This window comes from Candidatus Saccharibacteria bacterium, assembly GCA_016789455.1.
Lineage (GTDB): Bacteria > Patescibacteriota > Saccharimonadia > Saccharimonadales > Saccharimonadaceae > CAIJKY01.
Genome location: JAEUQU010000002.1, coordinates 1015990 through 1037500 on the forward strand (window position 1 = coordinate 1015990; position 21511 = coordinate 1037500).

At 57.4% G+C, this 21511-nt stretch carries 18 protein-coding genes; 7 read left to right on the forward strand and 11 right to left on the reverse strand.

Features of this window, described 5'->3' with window-relative positions:
* Positions 1 to 114 precede the first annotated feature (114 nt).
* Both JNJ66_06480 and JNJ66_06485 read left to right on the forward strand, forming a co-directional pair.
* Entirely contained in the window at positions 115 to 5697 is a 5583-nt protein-coding gene (locus tag JNJ66_06480) for a hypothetical protein (GenBank protein MBL8160073.1), read from the forward strand.
* 33 nt (positions 5698 to 5730) lie between these two features.
* Complete coding sequence (locus JNJ66_06485; GenBank protein ID MBL8160074.1) at positions 5731 to 6585, forward strand: hypothetical protein; 855 nt, start codon at positions 5731 to 5733, stop codon at positions 6583 to 6585.
* 50 nt (positions 6586 to 6635) lie between these two features.
* Here JNJ66_06485 and JNJ66_06490 read toward each other — a convergent pair whose 3' ends face one another.
* The 3 genes from JNJ66_06490 to JNJ66_06500 all read right to left on the reverse strand — a co-directional run bounded on the left by JNJ66_06490 (position 6636) and on the right by JNJ66_06500 (position 8122).
* Complete coding sequence (locus JNJ66_06490; protein MBL8160075.1) at positions 6636 to 7151, reverse strand: hypothetical protein; 516 nt, start codon at positions 7149 to 7151, stop codon at positions 6636 to 6638.
* Between the two features lie 5 nt (positions 7152 to 7156).
* Positions 7157 to 7663, reverse strand: coding sequence for a hypothetical protein (locus JNJ66_06495; protein MBL8160076.1), 507 nt, complete (start codon positions 7661 to 7663; stop codon positions 7157 to 7159).
* Positions 7664 to 7780: 117 nt separating this feature from the next.
* Positions 7781 to 8122 carry a hypothetical protein gene (locus JNJ66_06500; GenBank protein ID MBL8160077.1) on the reverse strand — a complete coding sequence of 114 codons (342 nt, stop codon included), beginning with the start codon at positions 8120 to 8122 and terminating at the stop codon, positions 7781 to 7783.
* Between the two features lie 70 nt (positions 8123 to 8192).
* Between JNJ66_06500 and JNJ66_06505 the strand changes: the two genes are divergently transcribed.
* On the forward strand, positions 8193 to 8756 hold the full coding sequence (locus JNJ66_06505) for a hypothetical protein (protein ID MBL8160078.1): 564 nt from the start codon (positions 8193 to 8195) through the stop codon (positions 8754 to 8756).
* Here the strand turns inward: JNJ66_06505 and JNJ66_06510 are convergent.
* Positions 8743 to 9666, reverse strand: coding sequence for a hypothetical protein (locus JNJ66_06510; GenBank protein MBL8160079.1), 924 nt, complete (start codon positions 9664 to 9666; stop codon positions 8743 to 8745). The two genes, JNJ66_06505 and JNJ66_06510, sit on opposite strands and share 14 nt — an antisense overlap.
* Positions 9667 to 9718: 52 nt before the next feature.
* Positions 9719 to 10138: a hypothetical protein gene (locus JNJ66_06515; protein MBL8160080.1), complete on the reverse strand. Its 420-nt coding sequence runs from the start codon at positions 10136 to 10138 to the stop codon at positions 9719 to 9721.
* A gap of 150 nt (positions 10139 to 10288) precedes the next feature.
* Here JNJ66_06515 and JNJ66_06520 point away from each other — a divergent pair, with 150 nt between their 5' ends.
* Genes JNJ66_06520 through JNJ66_06530 form a run of 3 tightly spaced genes read left to right on the forward strand, consistent with a single transcriptional unit; the run spans position 10289 to position 12407 of the window.
* On the forward strand, positions 10289 to 10831 hold the full coding sequence (locus JNJ66_06520; protein ID MBL8160081.1) for a PspC domain-containing protein: 543 nt from the start codon (positions 10289 to 10291) through the stop codon (positions 10829 to 10831).
* Positions 10831 to 11730, forward strand: a complete 900-nt coding sequence (locus tag JNJ66_06525; GenBank protein ID MBL8160082.1) for a hypothetical protein — start codon at positions 10831 to 10833, stop codon at positions 11728 to 11730. The genes JNJ66_06520 and JNJ66_06525 overlap by 1 nt, the downstream gene beginning before the upstream one ends.
* Positions 11731 to 11744: 14 nt before the next feature.
* Positions 11745 to 12407: a Crp/Fnr family transcriptional regulator gene (locus JNJ66_06530; GenBank protein MBL8160083.1), complete on the forward strand. Its 663-nt coding sequence runs from the start codon at positions 11745 to 11747 to the stop codon at positions 12405 to 12407.
* Here the strand turns inward: JNJ66_06530 and JNJ66_06535 are convergent.
* From JNJ66_06535 to JNJ66_06555, 5 genes are all read right to left on the reverse strand, one after another.
* Positions 12378 to 12917 (reverse strand): pyridoxamine 5'-phosphate oxidase family protein, encoded by a 540-nt coding sequence (locus JNJ66_06535; protein ID MBL8160084.1) that lies wholly within the window; start codon positions 12915 to 12917, stop codon positions 12378 to 12380. The two genes, JNJ66_06530 and JNJ66_06535, sit on opposite strands and share 30 nt — an antisense overlap.
* Before the next feature lie 99 nt (positions 12918 to 13016).
* Positions 13017 to 14030 (reverse strand): prepilin-type N-terminal cleavage/methylation domain-containing protein, encoded by a 1014-nt coding sequence (locus JNJ66_06540; protein ID MBL8160085.1) that lies wholly within the window; start codon positions 14028 to 14030, stop codon positions 13017 to 13019.
* Between the two features lie 73 nt (positions 14031 to 14103).
* Entirely contained in the window at positions 14104 to 15414 is a 1311-nt protein-coding gene (locus JNJ66_06545) for an ATP-binding protein (GenBank protein MBL8160086.1), read from the reverse strand.
* Positions 15415 to 16140: 726 nt separating this feature from the next.
* Positions 16141 to 18852: an ATP-dependent Clp protease ATP-binding subunit gene (locus JNJ66_06550; GenBank protein ID MBL8160087.1), complete on the reverse strand. Its 2712-nt coding sequence runs from the start codon at positions 18850 to 18852 to the stop codon at positions 16141 to 16143.
* 109 nt (positions 18853 to 18961) lie between these two features.
* Positions 18962 to 19462 carry an Hsp20/alpha crystallin family protein gene (locus tag JNJ66_06555; GenBank protein MBL8160088.1) on the reverse strand — a complete coding sequence of 167 codons (501 nt, stop codon included), beginning with the start codon at positions 19460 to 19462 and terminating at the stop codon, positions 18962 to 18964.
* 269 nt (positions 19463 to 19731) lie between these two features.
* Here JNJ66_06555 and ychF point away from each other — a divergent pair, with 269 nt between their 5' ends.
* On the forward strand, positions 19732 to 20823 hold the full coding sequence (gene ychF, locus JNJ66_06560) for a redox-regulated ATPase YchF (protein ID MBL8160089.1): 1092 nt from the start codon (positions 19732 to 19734) through the stop codon (positions 20821 to 20823).
* Here the strand turns inward: ychF and JNJ66_06565 are convergent.
* Positions 20820 to 21395, reverse strand: coding sequence for a hypothetical protein (locus JNJ66_06565; protein ID MBL8160090.1), 576 nt, complete (start codon positions 21393 to 21395; stop codon positions 20820 to 20822). The genes ychF and JNJ66_06565 overlap by 4 nt on opposite strands.
* Positions 21396 to 21511 lie beyond the last annotated feature (116 nt).

A 21511-nucleotide genomic window follows, 5' to 3' on the forward strand; every position in this document is an offset into this window, starting at 1 on the left:
AAGCACAAAACGGGGGGATTGTCGCTGCGCCGACGGCGTCGGCCGTCTTTCTGGCACCCTGCCTTCTTGTCACAGCTCAAGCTTCCGCCCTTACGGCAACGTCCTACATCCCCCTTGCAACGCGCCAGTGAGCAGCTCGGCCTGCCTCGCCTGCGCTCGCGGCTGCCCCACCGGCTTCAGCGATTGCTACCGGGAGCACCTCATCCCCGCGTCAAGTACGGCTTAATTGGCATCGCGGTGATCCTGGTGGTGGCCGAGCTGGTCATCATCATGGAACCGTACATCGTCAAGCGCACCTACGCGCTGGGACAGGCCGCATCGCTGCTTCCTCCTGCCAGTCCGACCATGGCCAGCAAAGTAAAATTTGATGCCGCCCGCCAGGCATTCACCTTCAATAGCGGTAAAGGAATGCCAGCCGGCGAGGGCGTACTCAGCGGCCCGCAGCATGTCGAAGCCGTCGCAGCCAAAGACCCTGTCAAGGGGCTGATAGTCACCGATACCGTTAACAAGGTTGATTTCAGAATGACACCGAAATTCGGACTGCGCGAAGGTATGCAGGAGGATAACCGAATCATCTACCCCCTGCGTAACGGCGCGGGCTGGGCTGTGTATGCCATGCAGGGGTCAGGCGTCAAAGAGGACATTATCCTGGAATGGGCATCCGACGACACCATGAGCTTTGAGTACGAACTAGACCTGGGCAAAGGCCTCCAGGCCAAACTGGAAACAGATGGCAGTGTCGGCATCTACGGCAATACGCTGTTCAGCGGCAATATCACCACCAGCACAGAAAAAGATGCAGAAATTCTCAACAAGGCCCGTAAAAACGCCGCCAAGGATACTCTGCTTTTCACCGTGCCCAAACCGTTTGTCGTTGAGGCTGGCAAAAAGCAGTCCGACGTCAAGGTTGCGTATGATCTGAATGGCAATACGTTGACCGTCCGGGCCGCCGGTTTAAAAAAAGCGAGTTATCCGCTCTCTATCGACCCCAGCATCTACGTCGTCACCGCCCAGCAGTTCATGAGCGGCAACAACGAGACTAATATCAATTTCAATGTTGACGACAAGCTGATTGAAAAGGGCCGGACGACCGGTGCACGTTTCGATACATGGAACACCACCACTCCGTTGCCTGCCGCCACCTGGGGCAACAGTACCGCGGCAGCGGGCGGCTACATTTATTCAGTCGGCGGCACATCGTTCAGCGGCCAGGTGTACAACACCCAGGGTAGCGACAGCTTTACGGTGCCGGCCGGCGTCACCAGCATCGGCTTCAAGATTTGGGGTGGTGGCGGTGGCGGCGGCGCCGGCAGTACCACCGCCGCCGGCGGTACGGGCGGTGGCGGCGGGTATGTCGCCGGCACATTAGCAGTTACTCCAGGACAGAACCTCAGTGTGTACGTTGGCGGTGGTGGCGGCGCCGGCACGCGCAACACATCCGGCGGCGGTGGTGGTGGTGGTGGCCATTCCAGCATTTATAACGGTGGCACGCCGCTGGCGATTGCCGCTGGCGGTGGTGGTGGCGGTGGTGGCCGTAATAGTAGCGGCGATACGGGTGGCGCTGGCGGCGCCGGTGGTGGCACATCCGGTGTAGGCGGATCGGCTGCAGGCGGCGGTACTGGTGTCAATGGTGGTGGCGGCGGTACTCCCAGCGCAGGCGGTGCGGCCGGTTCGGGTGGCAACAACCCCGGTACGGCCGGCTCCTCACTCGCGGGTGGTGCCGGTGCGGACGGCCGGACCGGCGCTGGCGCAGACGGCAGCCTTTCCAACGGCGGCCTGGCCAGCGGTGGTGACGGTGGCGGCATCAACAACACCGGCCGGGCAGCCGGTGGTGGTGGCGGTTCGGGATACTTTGGTGGCGGTGGCGGTTCAGGCTCAAGTAACACCACTGGCGGTGGTGGTGGCGGTGGTGGCTCCAGCTTCATCACCGGCACCGCAACAAGCACCCAAAATACCGCTGGCAGCGGAGCCAACCCTGGCAATGCAGGCGATGCCAGCCGCAATGGTGCCGGCACCGGCGGCAATGCCGGACCGACGAGCGGCACACCCACCGCCGGATCGGACGGCCTGGTCTACATAACTTTCGGCAGCGGCGGCGGCACCACGGTGTCTGCCGCCACCAGCTGGGCCAAATTCAACACCACGACCGGCGCCATTGACAGTGCCAACCCTGGCAGTGGCACGTGCAGCGGCTGGTGTACGACCGCCGCTTACAATCTGCCTTCCGCCCGCTCCAACTTCTCGTTAGTAGCCTATAGTGGCTTTTTGTACGCCATCGGCGGCACGGACAGCGCAGGCACCCGCACTAACACCGTCTATATCGCCAAGCTCGGTGCCAATGGCGAACCCCAGCTCTGGCACCCGACCGACACCAACAAGACGAACTGGACGTACTGGTACCAGGGTGGCAATCTCAGCTCTGTGCGGGCCAATACCTCGGCGGTCGCCTACAATAACCGGCTCTATTTGATGGGCGGCGTGAACCTGAGCGGCCCTGTCAGCACGGTCGAAGTGGCCAATATCAACCCGACCGGCACTTTGAGCTCATGGACGGCTTCGACCTCCCTGCCCGTCAACCTATACGGCCACAGCAGTGAGGTGTACAACGATTATCTCTATGTCCTGGGCGGCGCCAGTACGGTCGGCGGCGCACCGCTTGCCAACAGCTACTATGTAAAAATCAATGCTGACGGCAGCCTTAACAGCTGGCAGTCCACCACGCCCATGCTATCCGGCCGTATGTCGGCTGGCGGCAAGATTTCGACGGTCTGGGGCGCCTACATCTACGTCTCGGCTGGCTGTACCGCCACCAACGGCAGCGGCTACTGCACTACCATCAGCGGCGATACGCACGTGGCCAGCATCAATGCCGACGGCAGCCTTGATGCCTGGAATACGGTCGGAGGTGTCAATGATGCCCGTACAGGAGCCAGTCTCTTTGCCTGGCGGGATAGGATTTATGCCATAGGTGGCTGCACAAATCAAAATACCACGACTGGCGACTGCAATTCGGGCATGACCGACACCATCATCTATGGCACCATTAACCGCGATGGAGACGCCTCGACCGTCGGCCAGTCTACCGCCGCCGGTTCAGGCACCTGTACCGGCGGCACCCCCACCAACTGCAACTTGCCAGGTACAGCCTCTGTTGGCAATATGCTTTCGGCTGCGGTCATCGTTAACGGCTATTTGTATGTGATTGGTGGCTGCACTAACAATATATGCAGCAGTACCAGTGGCAATACCGCCTATGTCGCCATCAGCTCGACTGGTGTCATCAGTCAGCCGGCATCCTGCCCTGGCACTATCACCGGCAATATATGGTGCGTGGTCACCGCCGGCGCGATCACGGGTGGTATCGCCGCCGCCAGCCCGGTCGTCTTTGGCGGTCGGATCTACCTGGTTGGCGGCCTTAACGGTACTGCGAACACCAACACGATCCTACGCGCCACCGTCAACACCAATGGCTCACTCAGCACTTGGACCAGCCAGACCATGACCGGCGCCGATACCGGTACCGGCAACCAACTGGAAGCTCAGTCCTATCTCTACGCCTATGCCCGGGCCAGCCACGCCGCCGGCTCAAACAATCAGGGCAACTTATTCATCTTCGGAGGGTGTGCAGCCAGTAATGACGCGGGCTGTACCGATTACAGTCCCGACGTTCACAAGTGCGACTTCAACACCACCACCGGCGCAGTCGAAAACTGCAGCACCAATAACCAGTTGCAAATCGGTACCCTGCCAGGCGCCAATGATGTCGGCCTGGGACTGATGAGCGGTACCGTCTACGCCAACTACGTCTACCTCATCGGTGGCGTCGGCGCCAACCTGACCGACCTCGCCAGCGTCCGCTACGCCAAAATCGACAATAATAATAACGTCGTAGCCGTCAGCGGCACCACCTGGATTCAGAGTGACAAGGTCATGCAGAACGGCCGCCGCCGCTCGGCCGCCTTCGGCTACAACGGCTATATCTATGTGGTCGGTGGCTACGAGGCGACCAGTGGCGTCCTGGCTGATATCGAGTTCGTCAAGATAAATGTCTCCGACGGCAGCCTCAACGCCGAAGGCTTCCAGGAGTCGGCCGTGACCATTAATCAGCGCTGGGGCTTGAGCGTGCCGGTCAGCAACAGTTTCGCCTACGTCATCGGGGGATGTACTGTCGGTGCAAGCCCAGGTGGCTGTACGACCAGGACGGATGTAGTGCAGACATTCCAGATATATAACAACAACTCCGGCGCGCCGGCTGGCTATACTACCAGTGCCAACACCTACACGACTTCTCCGAACCGCATCGGCGCCTCGGCCGCCGTCCATAACGGCTACCTGTATGTCGCAGGCGGCTGCACTTCGGCCACGGATTGCACCAACGCCACCAACAGCGTCACCTATGCTCCGATCAGCAGTGCCAACGGCGCCGTCGGTGCCTGGTCCAATGCCACCAATCTGCCCGCCGACCGTACATGGGGCAGCCTGCTTGTCGCCGGGGGAACATTGTATTACGTCGGAGGGCAGGACGATACAGCGACGAATGAATCAGCAACCGTCTATTACGGCACCCCTGCCGGCAATGGCAACGTTTCTTCATGGTCAGCAGCCGCCAACGGCCTGCCGGGCGCCCGCACCAAGTTCGGAGCGGTCAGCTGGAATAACCGCCTCTACGTCGTGGCTGGCCTGGATAGCAACGCCGCCGTCACCAGTACCGTCTACGTCAGTCCGCAGCAAAGCAGCGGCGGCAATATCAACAGCGCCTGGTCGAGCGGCACGGCCATCAATGTGCCCCGGTCCGGCGGTGCGGTCACCGCTTATGCCAATAACCTCTATCTGTTCGGCGGCCATAATGGCACAATTTATATGAGTGACAGCCAGTTCTCAAAGATCGACCCTGGCACCGGACTGCCTGGCAGCTGGAACTACACCACCAGCCTGCCGACCGCCCTCTCCCAAGCCGATGTCTTCACGGCGAACGGCTACATTTACCTTCAGGGCGGCCGCGGCAGCGACACGACGTGCGACCCGATTACGCTGGTCGCGCCTGTCAGCGCAAACACCACCATCAGCACGGGCAACAACCCCACCGGCATCGGCGAATGGTTCGAGACCAACCAGCGATACACCGGCGCCCGCTACGGCGCGGCATCAGCCTATGCCAATGGCAAGGGTTACGTCATCGGCGGCGGCTGTGGCACAACCCTTACCTATGCCAGCCCGGTCATTCAGCAGACGCCACTGTTGGCACAGCCGCAGGTCGCCAAATATTCAATCATGATCGATACCGACTCCGATACCTTCCCCAGCCGGTGGCTGCTTAACGGTGTCGACAACTCCATCGGTGCCCGTTGGCGCCTGACCTACCGCTCCATGACCAATACCACTACATCCTGTACCTCGCCCGCCATGACCACCTGGGGCCAGGACACCGTCTTCGGCGATGTCACTCTCGGCCTGCCCGGCGTCTATATCCCCAAGAACGCCAGTGGCGTCAACACTAACTGTGCCCGCTTCTACTATTTCAATGTCACCGTCGACAGCTCGCAGGCCTTTGGTTATCCGGATGACACCAGCCGCGGCCCGACCATCACCGACCTGACCCTGCAGTTCACCGCCGACCCCAGTAAGCGCCTGATGCACGGCCGCACTTTCACCGGCGGCTTGCAGCAGCCGATTGATACGCCGTACTACCAGCAGTAGCCGCTCGCGGCATTTGCTATACTTATAACAGATATGGACGATATTCGGAGGGTCAATCCACGGCGCCGGCAGCAGCGGCAACCGCGACCACGACAGGTCGACAGCGCCGCCCCGCCCGCTAAGCCGGCACCACCGCCAGCGCCCGCAGAAGCCGGCACATTATTTGACGATGCCGAACTCAAGGAGCTTGATGCTAAGTTCAGTATGCCCTCGTTCGGCAGCCTTCCCAAGTTCGACCGCGACAAACTCAGCGCCATGTCAGCCACCTCCGCCCGCCACCTCAAAGGCGCCTATCAGCGGACCGTGCCAGCCGGCAGGAAGCTGCGTGCCAAGCTGCACCGCCCCAGGCCAAGCAAGAAGTTGGTCGTGGGCGGCGGTATCGCGGGCATCGTCGGCCTGGCCGTGGTGGCCGGCATCGTCTTTTTGCCCAAGCTATTGCCCCAGAAGCCTGATGGCACGCCCGCCAGCGCCGCCACACCATCCAAGCCCCGCGCCGAGACCCTCACCAAAGGCACGCCGGATTTCCCCACCAAGCTCCCCGCCGGCAAAACCATCGAGCAGTTCGGCGGCTGGACGCGCGTCAGCCCCAGTGACCGCAACCCCGTCTTCGCCTACGTCGACACCATCGACGGCGTGCCCGTCAACGTCAGCCAGCAGCCGCTGCCGGCCGATTTCCGCGGCGACACCGCCGAACAGATCGCCATCCTGGCCAAAGGCTACAACGCCACCGAGAAACTGACCGCCGGCGACACCACCATCTACCTCGGCACCTCAGCCAAAGGGCCACAGTCCGCCATCCTGGCCAAGGATAACCTCCTGATACTGATGAAATCGGCCACCAAGCTGGATAATGCCAGCTGGACCACCTACGTCGACTCACTCAAATAAAAACGCGCCAGCACTGCGGCCGGCGCGGATTCGTTTCAACTACCGGCGCCTTACTGCGTCGCGCCGCCTTCTTCACCATCTGCGGCCTCGGGCACGCCGACCACCAGGTCACCGCCCCCGACGCCCCATTTTTCACCGAACTTGCAGCTGACCCGCACCGGCCATTCGCCGCGCGGGACCGATTCTTCTACCGTCCAGGTCCACGAGACAATGCCGTACTCATCGGCCTTCTTGGGCACGAGGCCGGAATCCGTGCTCGGCACTTTGTCGTATTCAACCTTTATCTCGCAGTCGGCCGTCGGCGTCGTCTTGGCCGTCAACGAAACGTTGGAGCCCGGGTCGACCGGCGATGTCAGCATCTGCAACGACACCCCGACCGGGTTGTTAGGGTCCGGCGCGATCGGCCCGCTGCCGGCCGGCGCGCGCTTGGTCGTCTGTGGCACCGCCGGCTCGGCGATCTCCACTTCCTGCTGTCCGGTGTACCAGATATAGCCGATCGCGCCGCCAACCAACACCAGCAGCAGCACCACGATGCTGACCGTCGCCTGAATTACCGATTTCGGCACCGCCACTACTTCTTGCCCTGGCTCTTGTACTCGTTGATGGAGCCGGCCACCTTGCCCTCATTCTTGAGGTTTTCAAAGAACAGGACCTGATCCTTGCTGATGATCATCTCGTCCTCCGGCCCGTGCACCTCGTCGCCCAGCTTAATCAGCTCGACATCAGCCGATTGCTCTGCGGCGGTCTCCTGCGGGTTCTGCGAGTCCTTCTCGGCGGCGGTCGCCTTGGTCTGCAGGTAGAAGATATCATTCAGCTTGAAGTATTCGTCGTTCATATCGGTCAACTTGCCGAAGTAGACCTGGCCGTTGGTAAAGAAGACTGCCTGGTACTTACTGGTGTCGATGGCCGAGCCGCGGTTCAACGACGACAGGGCGCTCCAGCCGACGAACAATAAGATAAGCACCAGCACGGCACCGCCAATGATGCCGCCAAGTTTCAGCCAGTTACGTCCCTCTGAATCATCCAGTCCCATGCCCCTTGATGAGCGCGAATCGCGGCCTTTTGAGCCTAAGTTCATACGTATCTCCTGCGTCTTGCCTTACTTCCGTTACGGTTATCATACCATAAGCGTAAAAATAGAGCGCCCCGCACGGACAGCGGCGCGGAGCGCTCTACTGCCCGTGCGGGGCGTGGATCAGCGGGCAGCGGCCGGGTTGGCGCTGCCGAGGTGGTGGCGGATGATGCGGCGCACCTCTTCTTCACCGAGGAGATGGATCACGCTGCGCTTCCACGCGGGGCTGCCGTCGGACGGCGACACCACGATCCGCCAGAGGTGGATGTTGGTGGCGTCGGTGGTGGGCGCCTCCAGGAAGGTGACGACGCCGCCCTTGAAGTGCGGCGTGCCGCATTCACCACAGGGGACGGGCGGGACGTCCCGGCCCTCCACCAGACCGGTGAGTTGCTGGTGGGCAGCCTGAATGTTGGCGGGAGTGACACTGCTGCGCATAGCTGCACATCCTTTGCATCGGGGGTACACCAGGCATAGGTGTATCTATATATTATAGCAAATTTATACTTAAAAGTCAAATCGACGGTACAATAGTGATATGCGAGCGAACCCACCCCTCCCTGAAACGACCCCACTTATCTTCACTGATGGCACAGCCGTATATGACGAGCTGGCCACGACGTATCGGCGCCACACAACCGGTTATTTCATCCTGGCCCCGTCCGGCGCCGGCAAGACCCACTTCGTCAATGCGCAGGCTACCCGCGATTGGATCGATGGCGATACATTATGGATGACAACCGGTGCCCATCCGGCCGGCGAGTGGTGGCTGAAACCGCTGCCAGAGATTCAGGAAATAGAACGGCGCAGCGATGTCATCACCCTGCAGGCCAAGCGGCTGGGCTTCTGGATCATTGGCACCGATTGTTATTCCATTCTGCCCGACGCGGTGGTCGTGCCGGATTGGGAGACACATCAGCGCTACATCCTGGCCCGTGAAAACGGGAATTATGATGGCGGCGCCACCAGCGCCCAGCTGGAAGGCGTGCAGCGTTCCCGGCGGTACATCGCCAGTTTCGCCGGGAAGGGCGTGCCGTTGTTCACCTCCGTGGAGGCTGCGGCCGCTCACCTGGCCAGAAAGAACACTGCTATAGCTCAATAGAATATTGTTGGCCGGCCACCGCCGCAGTCGTGACCCCATCAGGAGCGATATCGATAGTCAGGCCGCCGCCGTGCCCCACCAGTACCGCGGCCCGTTTTTCCAGATGCAGAATGTCCCGCTTTACGAAGGGGCTGATCGTGTCGTAATGGGTGCTGGCCCATATGACCAGGCGGCTCTCCGGCCTGGCCTGATGGAACAGCCGGGCGTAGCGGGAGAACACCCGGACAGCCTGGTGCATACGGTCGGCGATCTCATCCGGCCCTTCGGCACCGAAGTCCAGGCGGGCTTCCCTCTCGGCATCTTCTTCAAAAACAATCCAGAAATCCTTGCCCATATCACCGTACTGTTCCCGCAGATAGGCCACGAAATCTGGCGAATCAGCGAACATGCGGGGCTCACGCAGCTGGCGCATGGGACGGGGTGCGCCCCGGTTCATCAGGTCATGGGAAAGATTGAGGATGTTGCCGGACTGCACGTCATGTTCCGCCAGCAGCACCTCGGTGACCCGCTGGGCGATGGTGACAGTCTCCAGGCTGCGCTGGCCGCCGCCGGCATACGCCGTATCGCTGGCGACGAACAAGAAATGTAACCGTTGCCGTTCAGACGGCGAAATACCAGCCAGCAATTGAGCAACATAAGCAGCTGCCGCCTCTGTTTCCAGGCGGATGGCTTCGGGAGTCAGGCTGCCGGCATCCGGTGCCTCCCGGTCGCGCCGGTACTCGCCGTGGCGCTGCAGGACCAACTCGGTACCGCCTGGGTCCAGACGGCCAGGAACCAGGTGTGCCCGCTCCAGACGGACGGGACGCTCCAGGGATACGGCGGCATGCCCAAGCTCGGCCGCAGACAGTGCGCGGCCGCTTGACACCTCGCCGGTGCGAAGTGAATCAGCAGAAAAAGATTGTTCACTCATAACAAAAAGGCAAAGCCCACCCCCGGACCCCGGCAGTGGGCTGTCGCCGTCCCTAGCACTCCTGCAATTGCTGCCGGCCAACCCGCTCGCGGCTTACCGGCTCGTGCCACAGCCGCCGGCCAACCTTGCGTTGCAGGCGGCTGCGCCGGTTGCGCAGGTGCCGCTCATCGGGCGACCACTGGCCGTGCCTGCGCTTCCAGTAGAAGTGCAGGAAGCCCTTGAAGGTGGCGAACTCGTCGGCATCGCCCAGGGGGAACAGATCGTCCCGGCCGAGACAATCAGCGAAGGGCCGGTTCTCGAACTGGCGGCCGCCGTTGGTCTCGACGGCATAGTACAACTGGCCCGTGACGATGTCCTGCCAGACGGCGATGTGCCAGTTCTTGTCACGGGTGCCGTCGTAGGTGTGCCGTTCGTTCAGGTAGCCCACCAGGGCCAGGTCGTGCGGCTCGGGATTCTCAAAAACTGAAGCCATTACTACCTTTCCTTGCGGGGTGCGGAGACGGTACTATAGTTTTTTACCATATTTTACGCACTAGCGCAAATCAGGCGCCCTCTGTGTGACGCCGGTCAATGAAATAAACCGTCAACTATGCTTGACTGAGAAGCGAAGGAGGCCGTAGCCATGAAACACAAGGACAGCCGCACCACCCATACCACCTCAAAGCACACCGCTCCCGAGCCCGCTCCCGGCCAGCCGGCCCCTGGCGCCACCGACAGCCCGCCGCCCATCCGCCGGCTCTACCGTCTGCCGCGCGACGGCAAAGTAGCCGGCGTCTGCGCCGGTCTGGCCGATTACCTGGAGATGGACGTGACACTGGTGCGCGTACTGTTCGTCATACTGACGCTGGCCAGTGGCGGCTTTGGCGTCCTGGTCTATCTCATCATGGCAATCGTCATGCCCACCAGCGACGCGCCGGCAAGCGGTGTCCGTACCGGCAGCGATGTCGGCAAGAATCTCAACGCCATCGCGGCCGACATCCGCGACAGCGGCGGCATCGACCGGCTGCGCAACTTCCTCGGCATAGCACTCATCCTGTTTGGTGCCTGGCTGTTGCTGGCGCAGTTCTTCCCGCTGCTGCTCAGTTTTGAATGGCATCTGATCTGGCCGGTTGCGCTTATTATCATCGGGCTGCTGGTGGTGGCGCAAAGCGGGAGGCGGCAGTAATGGACCGGCGGTTGAACTTCGGCGCCATATTCTGGGGACTGCTGCTGATACTCCTCGGCGGTTTGGCCCTGCTGCATAACTTCAGTGTGGTCAGTGTTGATTTTGGCAACCTGCTCCGGCTATGGCCGCTGCTGCTGGTGGCAGCCGGCGTCTCCATGCTGTCGCTGCGCGGCTGGCTGGGCACCGCCCTGGCCATCGCCGTGGGCGTGGCAGTGCTGGGCAGCGTGACGGCGGCGGCTCTGGGATGGTGGCGGCCGCACACTTCCAGCAACACGCCCGCCCGAACCGTCGAGGTCCGCCAGTCCGGCCAGCAGGTCCAGCGCGCAACCGTGGCGGTGGACGGCGGAGCCGGGCGCATCACCATCGGTTCAGGCGGCGTCTCGTTGGTAAGCGCCAAGCTGGAAAGCACTGCGGCCAGTCTCAGACAACGATCGGAGACGCGCGGCGACCGGCAGAGCGTCGCCATCAGCCTGGAATCGGCCGGCCGGTGGTGGCGGGGCGACATCAAAAATGACCTGTCGGTGACACTGACCGAATCATTGCCACTGACGCTGCTGCTGGATACCGGTGCCGCCCAGATGCAAGGTGATCTTTCGGCGGTCAAACTCGAGCGGCTGGATATCGATTCGGGCGCCAGCGGCATCGACGTGCGGCTTGGCGCCAATGTACCCAAGACCGAGGTGAACATCGAGGCCGGCATGAGCTCGGTGACGCTCGCTCTGCCAAAGCAGGCCGGTGTCAGCCTGCGCCTGGATGCCGGCCTTAGCAACCGCGAGCTGCCCGGCCTGCGCCAGACTGGCGACGATTACTTCACTTCGGATAATTATGCGTCGGCCGCGAACAGGATCGATATCCGGGGCAGCATCGGCATGTCGAACCTTGAGCTGACATATTACTGATACACTGGTGCCAGATGACACACGATACGCCGCACAATCTAGAGCAATTCTTTTCAGACCATACCCTTCGCAGGTACCCGAAGGGTCAGATACTCCTGTACGCCGGCGATCCACCCAGCCAGGCCTATTTGCTGTTGGTCGGCACCGTCAGCCAGTACGACGAGTCATACAAGGGAGACAAGCTGATTATCAACACATTCAAGCCCGGCGCCTGCCTGCCGATGCTGCCGGCAGTCTCCGGTTTGGCGAACCGGTATTTCTATGAGGCTGACACCGACATCGAGGTTCGCCAGGCGCCGCTGGATGAGACACTGGCTTTCATCCGCTCCGACCCCGCCCTTTTGTACGACCTGCTGAAGCGCGTCTATATCGGCCTCGACGGCGTCCTTGGCCGGATGCTGCAGCTGATGGCGGGTAGCGCCAGGAGCCGGCTGCTCTATGAGCTGCTTATCGAGTGCCGCCGCTTTGGCGAGCAGCGCACCGATGGCAGCTATTTCATAGCCATCCATGAAAGCGACCTGGCTGCCAGGTCTGGCCTGACGCGGGAGACCATCAGCCGTGAGATACACAAGGCCAGTCAAGAGGGTATGATCACTGTCGGCCGGCAAGGCATTGCCATCGCCGATATCGACTGGCTTCAACAACAGTTAGAGGGCCGGTCTGGCGGCCAGCACTAGCCGGCCTTCCACACCAGACCCTTCGCGACGCATGACCAGCGGCGCGTCCCGGTAGGTTTGCATCCGTATCTCCGCAGGCCGCAGCTCATAGGCCACGTAGTCGCCGGCATCCAGCCGACTGACAGGCGGAATGGCGCTGTCGGCGGTATGCAGGGATGCCCGGAGCGTCCGAAGGAACGCCTCGTGTGTCTCTACCTCGCCGCGTACCCGCACTGCCTGGCCGGCAATACTAACGGATATCTGCCTGCCCTCATCAAATACCACCAGGCTCACCTGTGGGTTCTGTACCAGATTGCTGCTCTTTCTGGTGCCGCGCTTCGTCAGAAAACGGATGGTATACTCATCATCCAGCGCATAGTACAGCGCAGTTGCGTGCGGGACGCCTCTTGCGTTGACCGTCGCTAGGACGGCAGTCTTGTGTTCTTGTAAGAAAGTACGGATGCGCTCCTCTGGCGCCACGTCCTCATGAGCAGTCTTGTTTTTGGCATGATGTCGGTGTAGCAGGTTCATCGCAACTCCTTTCGCTTTGTCCTGACCCTATTGTGCCAATCGTAAGCGATATTGTCTGCGAAGCTGCATAACCAGGAAGTGTGATGTGTATCAACGCCCTTACAGCGGATAGACGTTCATATTATCGAACAGAGCCGTGAAGCCCATGCTCGACCACGAATACATACTGACACCGGGCCAGCCAGGCTGGAACGTGCGGTTATCGGTAATAGTGGCGTTCCAGCCGGCAGGTTCGGCGCCGGCAGGATCCCACAACTTAAGACGGTACTGGTTGCCTTGCAGCTCAAAGCGGGCGCGGACGCTGTTGAGCGTCGGGATGGTCCCCATCTGGTCAATATAGGTCATGTTGTATTGCTGGCCGCCGATGAAACGATAGATGTTGAAGTTGACGATGCGGCCATCGGTGACATTCAACGACGCATTGACGCCGTTCTGGATGCCATTGCTATCCCCAAAATCTGAAGCCAACCGCAGGTTGATGCCACCGTTGGCGTACATGGCCTGCGGCGTCATGCTCAGCGTCACCAGCATGCCCTGGTTGGCGCTGGCAGCCATATCGGTGCGCATCGCCTTGGCATAGTTGCCGGACATTACGGCCTGGAGACGCCCCTGCCCGCCTGAGAGGTCGGTGTAGGTGGAGCCGACATTCGTTTTGTCGGTCACCCAGTTGGACGGCCAGGCCGAACCATCGGTGCCGGTCCAGTTCTCACTGATGTTAGTGGCCGTGCCCGCGCCGGCGTGTCCAGGGCAGGCACCGACGGTTGCCTTGCTGGGCGCCGCGCTGTTCACATAGACCGACTTGCCCTCGACCGTCGCCGTGGTGCAGAAGGTCTGCGGCGTCACTGCGTTGTCGCGGGTGTACTGGTACATCACCGTCTTGGTGTCGATGCCGGTATCGAACAGGCTGTTGGGATAGCCGGTATTTTCCGCCTGGTACACCGAGAGCTTCTTGGCAGCACTGGCAGCAGCCGTCGTTGCCGAAGCCGTCCGGGCGCGGTCCTGGGCGCCGGTGACGGCGGAGACGGCGATGACGGCCAGGATGCCGACCACGACGATGACGATGAGGAGCTCGACGATGGTGAAGCCGGCGTGCGGGCGGAGGGTGCGCTGCATAGTACGCTTAAGTATAAGCGAAAATCAAGTCAGCGACAATCGACGGCAATACCCCCTCACCCTGCACGGCATACTACTGCTTGTGCTGTGCTTCAACCAAGCAATGCTTCCAGACAGGCAGGATTTTTACGGCAATGCCATCTACTTCCGAGACGCTTTCCGTATCGTGCGTCAGTATATAACCTTCCGTAACACCAAGGCGGCGACAGCACGCCACCAAGCCCCGCACTTCCCTGCGAAGCGTAGCCGGATCACTGATGTCGAACGAGACTTGTATAACCTTCTCTACGCCGGCGCGACAGACCACGACAAAATCACATTCATTGTTGGTATCCTGAAAATAATATATCTGCTTGCCTTGTTTTATGAGTTCAAGCGCAACTACCGTTTCCAAGATACGGCCAGCGTCATTGCCAAACTTAAAGTTCAAGGCAGCACCAAGCCCATGGTCTATGACATACGGCTTTCTCAGTGAATTTTCCGATTTAACAACAGAGTTGTCATACCGTGGAACAAAGCAGGCCATGTAGATAGCCTCGCAGTGCTCTTGGTACGCATAGAGGGTGTCGCGGCCCACTTTGTAGCCATTGCCTTTGAGTTCATTGTAAACGCGATTGACGCTAAACTCACCCGCACTGGCACCAATCACACGCTTACAGAAGTATCTGAGCACCGCAACCGACGATACGCTATAGCGTTCGACAAGGTCCCGCAGCAGCATCACGTCAAAGTAGCCCTGAAGCTCCTTCTGACGCAAGTCTTCGTCTTCCTGCTCAGTTACGGCCGGAAAACCGCCCTGGGCAAGAAACTGGTCGAAATGCGAGACTATACGTGCCCGATCGGCGCTTTGGTACATATTCAGGCCGGGCTGTTTGATGGATAAAAATTCTGAGAACGATAAAGGATATACCTCAAAATTAAGCGTCCTGCCACGTAAGGCTGTCGCTATTTCCTTTGATAGCAACCTGGAATTGGAACCGGTAATAAAGATGTGCCGGCTTATCGTTTCATATAGCCGATCAACGAACAGTTCCCAGCCAGCCACCTCTTGTATTTCATCAAAGAAGAAGTAGCAATTACTCAGGTCAGCCTCTGGGTGCAGCTCTCTAAAGGCTTGCAGAATCAGGTCCATGTCTTCGCCCTCAAGGTGAAGGCGCTCGTCTTCAAAATTGATATAGAGCATAGTGTCTGCCGGAATACCCGTTGCCTGCAGCGACCGCATGATTTCGTAAAGATGATATGTTTTGCCACTACGACGAACACCGGTAAGCGTGATTATTTTGCCAGTACCGATGGGTATCGTTTGCGTACGGGGCCATAATGCAGGCAGAGGCCTGCTTTGGTTGTCGGCTATGATGGTCTTTAGCAATTCTTTCCTTTTCATAAGGATACTTTATCATAGAAGTTTCATTATGAAAAGGAAACTTTTATAGACCTCCAATAACTGTTTTTTGTCCGAGAATGGCAAACTCACGCCACCTCTGTTAATGTAGGTGCATTATGAGTCTATCCATCGGCATGAACAAGACGCAACCATGCCATTCAAAATCACTTTTCCCATGCCCCCATTAGATAAAAGAACCCGAGGATATACTCCTCAATACATAAAAGAACTGCAAAAAGTAGAGGGTGGCAAGTGGTAGCGCATACCCCGCCCCCCCTAACTCACTATATTTCCAAAATCCGAGAATAATTAGTTAGGTAGCTCTGTTAGTTAAATCGTCCAGATTATCAGGGTCGCGGCCTGCATCAGCTAACATATCGCGCCGCTTTTCCGTCTGTATCCAGTGAGGTATGTCTACAACTCCCGCATCCTCAAGCAGTAGCCCCTCAATAACCTCTTTCGCCTCAACCGCTGCTTTCTTGTTTAGACCTTTTATATTTAGTTCGTGAGCGGTATTTTTTCCAATGAAATGGTCTTTTCCTGGATAACCAGCTCGTCAGGAAAAATATCTACCATCCAGTGGGCTTTTGCTCTAAACAGCTCACGGTTATGGTTCTTGGTTGAAGGCAAACTGCGAGACTCAACCCTGCCGGTCTGTATCTGTGCAGGGTACGGCATATTGCGGCCAGTTTGAGTTGTTCTGCTCGCTATAACAACCTCCCATACTTATTTACCTTTTGATGCTTTGTTTAGTTTTGAAGATTTAGCAGGACGTAATGTCACACCTTCTTTGCTGTCGTGTGCAAAGGTAACGGAAGAACCTTCGGCAACCTTGCCGCTTAGTATTTCAGTAGCCAGCTTGTTCTCCACATCGGTCTTTATGCGCCGTTTCAGCTCACGAGCGCCGTATTCAGGCTGGTAGCCGACGTCTGCCAGATAATCAACCAACGACGCATCAAAGGTCAGTTCAATGCCTTGTCCGCGGGCAGTTCTTTTAACCCGTTCAAGCTGCAATTCAACTATCAGCTTAATTTGTTCCTTGGTCAGTGAGTGGAAGACAATCACTTCGTCAATGCGGTTTAAGAACTCTGGCTTGAAATGACCACGCAGTACACCCATTAGGTCTTCTCTTAACTTGTCGTATGATTTAATGTTTTTGCCGTCTTTCAAGTTGCTCTGTATCAAGTCAGAGCCCAAGTTAGATGTGACAATAATGAGCGTATTAGTGAAGTCTACGACACGGCCTTTTCCGTCAGTTAAGCGACCGTCATCAAATACTTGTAACAGCACGTTGTATACATCAGGGTGCGCTTTTTCAATTTCGTCCAATAGCAGTACGCTATACGGACGGCGACGGACCCGTTCTGTTAGTTGTCCGCCTTCGTCATATCCAACATAGCCAGGCGGCGAACCAATCAGGCGGGCAACGCTATGACGTTCCATATACTCGCTCATATCAATACGCGTTACTGCGTCTTCGTCACCAAAGACTACCCATGCGAGAGCTTTGGCCAATTCGGTCTTACCGACGCCAGTTGGACCCAGGAACAGGAACGTAGCAATCGGCTTGCTGCCTTCAGATAAACCAGCACGGTTAAGCCGTACTGCATTAGAGACGGCGGTGATAGCTTCCTCCTGACCGATAACACGCTCGTGCAGCCGCTCTTCCATCTTCAGCAACTTTTCTTTTTCTTCCTGAGTTAATTCACTCACAGGGATACCAGTTATATTTGCCACGATCTGAGCAACGTGTTCAGCCAACACCTCACGCGAGGCAACGCCTTTCTTCTTCCGCCAATCCCGGGTCAGCTTGTCTTTTTCAGACGACTTGTCTTTGATTTGTTGCTCTAGTGTCTTGGCTTCCTCAAATTGCTTGTGAGTAGTTGCATATTCTTGCTCGCGCTTCAATTTGGCAATTTCGGCCTCTTTTTCCTTTATATCCTGCGAGTAAGTATCTGCCCCTATACGGACGCGCGAAGCAGCCTGGTCAATTAGGTCAATCGCTTTATCGGGCAAGAACCTGTTGCTTACATAACGGTCGGACAGTTCGCTAGCTGCCACAATCGCTTCGTCACTGATTTTGATTTTGTGGTGAGCCTCATATTTGTCACGTAGACCGCGTAATATCTCAATGGTTTGTTCTACTGTTGGCTCAGGCACAAAGACAGGTTGGAAGCGCCGCTCCAGCGCTGCGTCTTTCTCGATATACTTCTGGTACTCGTTAAGCGTGGTAGCACCGATAAGATGCAGCTCACCCCGCGCCAGTGCAGGCTTTAAAACATTGGAAACATCTAAGCCGCCTTCGCCCCCACCCTGGCCAGCTCCAACAATGGTATGCAGCTCGTCTACAAAGACAATCAGCTCGTCTTTATGCTCCACAATCTCATCAACCACGGCTTTTATACGCTCCTCAAACTCACCGCGGTACTTACTGCCTGCCACCATAGCATTGAGGTTTACCTCAACAACCCGTTTGTCCTTCAGCACCTCAGGCACTTTGCCGTTATGGATACGCTGAGCCAAACCTTCAACAATAGCCGTCTTACCGACGCCAGGCTCACCAATCAGCACAGGGTTGTTCTTGGTACGGCGCGCTAGTATTTCAATAGTGGTTTCAATTTCTTTGGCTCGGCCAATGACAGGGTCCAGCTTGCCGCTCCTAGCTAGTTCGCTCAAATCTCGGGAGTATTTATCAAGCTGCGGCGTGGTGGATTTGCTCTCAACACGGCCTTCTTTAGCGCCCTTGCCAACAACCTTAACCGTTTTTTGGCGCAACGCTTGAGAAGTGAGGCCGTATTTGCGCAAAACGTCACCAGCCATACCTTCATCTTCTTCAGCCAAGGCAACCAATAAATGTTCAGGCCCGATATATCCGTGACCTAACTCTCGGGCAGTTTGGAATGCGCTTTCTAGTACAGACTTAATGCGTGGCGATACCGTAACATCAACTTGCCCCTCGTCAGGCTCCCTTTCGTTACCCTTCGGGGCGTTGACTTCAATATAACCCTTTAAGTCTTCTTTTGTGAGCTTGAACTGTTTGAGAATCTCGGCGGTTACATCGCTATCAGCAAGGGCATATAGCAGGTGCTCGGTGTCTACTTCGCGTCGACCGAATTTAACGGTAGTCTCGGCAGCTTGTTGTATGATCTCTTTAGTGTGTTCGCTCAACAAGTCTTCAAGATTAGTTGCCTCCCTGTCCCGAGGCAACGGGTAGCCCATATCCGAGCTAAAGTTCCCAAAGTCACTAGGGAGATCATCAAACATATTGAATAGACTGCCGCCAAATAACGAGTCAAAAGGAGAAGCAGCATCACGTCTGCGCAGGCGGGCATAATCCTGATTACACAGCTCAGCCACCTCCCGATGCCCATTACGAGTAATTGCCACAGTATGAGTGGCTGGGCGTTGTTTACAAATATCACATAATCCTTTAGCCATACGTACTCCTCCTTACTTTTATTATATCCCGGTAAAAGCTTTTCGATATAGTTAGTGAGTTCCCGATCCTCGGCACCAGCACTGTGACTAATGCCGAGTTGTCAGAAACTTACTTGGTTTCCGATTTAGTATTGGTTAGCGAAGCTAATTTCGCCTTACCTTTGCTGTTACCAGCTTTGATTTGGATACGCTTGGCTTCTGGTCGGTTAACGGGAACTGTAACCTTAAGCAAGCCTTTGTCCAGTTCGGCTGAAATATTATCAGCGTCAGCACCTTCTGGCAGAACTACCCGACGAGCGAAGCTTGCGTTTCGTTCACGGACTAGATAGCTTTTCTTGCCCTCTTTTTCCTCTTGTTTTTCAGACGTCTCGCCCTTAATTTCCAAGATACCGTTGCGTACATTGAGCTCAATATCATCGGTGTCAAAACCAGGGGCTTGCATTTCAACAACCACATGGCTGTCGTCGGTGCTGTAAATGTCTACCGAAGGAAGGCTGAAGTTGCTACCGGGCAGACCAACCGTTCGCCAAAAATTGTCAAATAGCTTGTCGATTTCTTCAAAAGTAGAGAGACCGAGTGTATCATTTGGGCGACGAATTAAATCAAACATGGCTTTCCTCCTTTCCCCGTCGCTGCCGCGATGAGCCGAGAAGGTTTGCTACTTAGGAGTGACGCTGCCATAGGTATTCGGCCATTTATTGCGTCTCCTAACTCCGTCTGGCAAGCCTCAAGCACCACGCGGAAAAACGGTCATAACTTAGGTTTTAAAAGACACTGGTGCCGCATTTCTGCGGAGTGATTGCCTGCCTTAGAGGCTTAAACAACCACTAATTTGCTTCGATATGGTATGCTTTACTGTATGAAAAATAGAGTCATGTTGTGTCCCTTCAAATAGGCATCGTCGGCCTCCCCAACGTCGGCAAATCCACCCTGTTCAACGCCCTGACCAACAATAATATCCTGGCTGCCAATTACCCGTTCGCTACCATCGAGCCTAACACGGGAATTGTTCCCGTGCCGGACCACCGGTTGGATAAGCTGGCCGAGCTGTACAACAGCCAAAAGATTATTCCCGCTACCGTCACTTTCGTCGATATCGCCGGCCTGGTGTCCGGTGCCAGCAAAGGCGAAGGCCTGGGTAATAAATTTCTGGCCAACATCCGCGAGTGTAACGCCATCTGCCACGTGGTGCGTGCTTTTGAAAACGACGATATCCAGCACGTCAGCAACAAGATCAACCCCAGCGAAGACATCGCCGTCATCAACACCGAGCTGATCCTGGCCGACATTCAGACGCTGGAGAACCGCCAGAACACCCTGGCCAAGCAGGCAAAATCTGACCCCAAGGCCCGCGGCCTGGTGGACTACATCGGTAAAATCAAAGCGATTTTAGATGAAGGTACTCCCCTGCACCAGGCACCAGACGTCCTAGACAGCGACGAGTGGCAGGAATTACAGAAGCAATTGCCGCTACTGACCGCCAAACCCGTCATCTATGTGTTCAATGTTGATGAGGACGGCCTGAGCAATGACGCCTACAAACAAGAATTGAGTTCGATGGTCGCGCCGGCACAGAGCCTGTTCATCTCCGCCAGCCTGGAAGACCAGCTGCGCGAACTCGACGAAGCCGACGCCCGCGAATTATTGGAAGGCTACGGCCAGACCGAACCCGGCCTGCACCAGCTGATCCGCGCCGCCTACGAGACACTCGGCCTGCAGAGCTACCTCACCGCCGGCCCCAAGGAAGTCCGCGCCTGGACTATTAAAAAGGGTGCGACCGCACCGCAGGCCGCCGGCGCCATCCACACCGATTTTGAAAAGGGCTTCATTGCCGCCAGCATCGTCGATTTCCACGACCTGATCGAGGCCGGCTCCGAAAGCGCCGCCCGCGCCGCCGGCAAGATCCGCACCGAGGGCAAGACCTACGTCATGCAGCCAAATGATGTAGTTGAATTCCGGTTTAACGTCTAGTCCGTTTGGGGACATGGCTGCCAACGCATGCCAGTGCGGTGACTGAACTGTTCTTGTAGCCATACATTCACCTCGGCCGTCGCGTCAGCATCGTCACAGATATCCTCTACCGGGCTACCCTCTATACGGTAGTCATCGATATGAACACGGCCGTCCAGCAGCATTACCTGCAACGCCAAGTGGTGTTCTAATGCCCCATCTTCTCCGGTCACCGACTCTATGAATTGTATGGTTTCCATTTCCGTAGCATCCGTGTCGCCTTCGACCGTCTCACGGACGTATACCACTTTTTCACCGAACATGGCAGCATTGCCCTCGCGATCAGCGCTTACCCTCATCGGCGTATCAATCATAAACGCTTCTATTACCGGCGCCTTGGGTCGGAGTGCGGTACGCGCCTCCCACCGGCTCGCCAGGATGACGTAGTCCAACAACTCCCGAAGTTCGCGGTACTGATATTCCATGTCGCCACGCGCCGCCTCGACTCGCTCGACCGCCTCCTCTTGCTCCTCTCTACTAAAGCCGCGTACGGCCAGGAAGTCATGAGTGTTGGCTGATCGTTTCTCGCTCATGGGGCTGCTTCTGGCGGTTCCACCCACCCTGTCGGCACCGCCTGTTATTGCCACTATACCTTAGGGGCCGCGTATCGGGCAATAAAAATACTCCCAAGGTGGGAGCTTTACAACAT

Coding starts and splice junctions, on each gene's coding strand:
- JNJ66_06485 (MBL8160074.1), top strand. CDS start 5,731: ATGGACGATATTCGGAGGGTCAATCCACGGCGCCGGCAGCAGCGGCAA.
- JNJ66_06495 (MBL8160076.1), bottom strand. CDS start 7,663: ATGAACTTAGGCTCAAAAGGCCGCGATTCGCGCTCATCAAGGGGCATG.
- JNJ66_06505 (MBL8160078.1), top strand. CDS start 8,193: ATGCGAGCGAACCCACCCCTCCCTGAAACGACCCCACTTATCTTCACT.
- JNJ66_06510 (MBL8160079.1), bottom strand. CDS start 9,666: ATGAGTGAACAATCTTTTTCTGCTGATTCACTTCGCACCGGCGAGGTG.
- JNJ66_06515 (MBL8160080.1), bottom strand. CDS start 10,138: ATGGCTTCAGTTTTTGAGAATCCCGAGCCGCACGACCTGGCCCTGGTG.
- JNJ66_06520 (MBL8160081.1), top strand. CDS start 10,289: ATGAAACACAAGGACAGCCGCACCACCCATACCACCTCAAAGCACACC.
- JNJ66_06525 (MBL8160082.1), top strand. CDS start 10,831: ATGGACCGGCGGTTGAACTTCGGCGCCATATTCTGGGGACTGCTGCTG.
- JNJ66_06530 (MBL8160083.1), top strand. CDS start 11,745: ATGACACACGATACGCCGCACAATCTAGAGCAATTCTTTTCAGACCAT.
- JNJ66_06535 (MBL8160084.1), bottom strand. CDS start 12,917: ATGAACCTGCTACACCGACATCATGCCAAAAACAAGACTGCTCATGAG.
- JNJ66_06540 (MBL8160085.1), bottom strand. CDS start 14,030: ATGCAGCGCACCCTCCGCCCGCACGCCGGCTTCACCATCGTCGAGCTC.
- JNJ66_06545 (MBL8160086.1), bottom strand. CDS start 15,414: ATGAAAAGGAAAGAATTGCTAAAGACCATCATAGCCGACAACCAAAGC.
- JNJ66_06550 (MBL8160087.1), bottom strand. CDS start 18,852: ATGGCTAAAGGATTATGTGATATTTGTAAACAACGCCCAGCCACTCAT.
- JNJ66_06555 (MBL8160088.1), bottom strand. CDS start 19,462: ATGTTTGATTTAATTCGTCGCCCAAATGATACACTCGGTCTCTCTACT.
- JNJ66_06565 (MBL8160090.1), bottom strand. CDS start 21,395: ATGAGCGAGAAACGATCAGCCAACACTCATGACTTCCTGGCCGTACGC.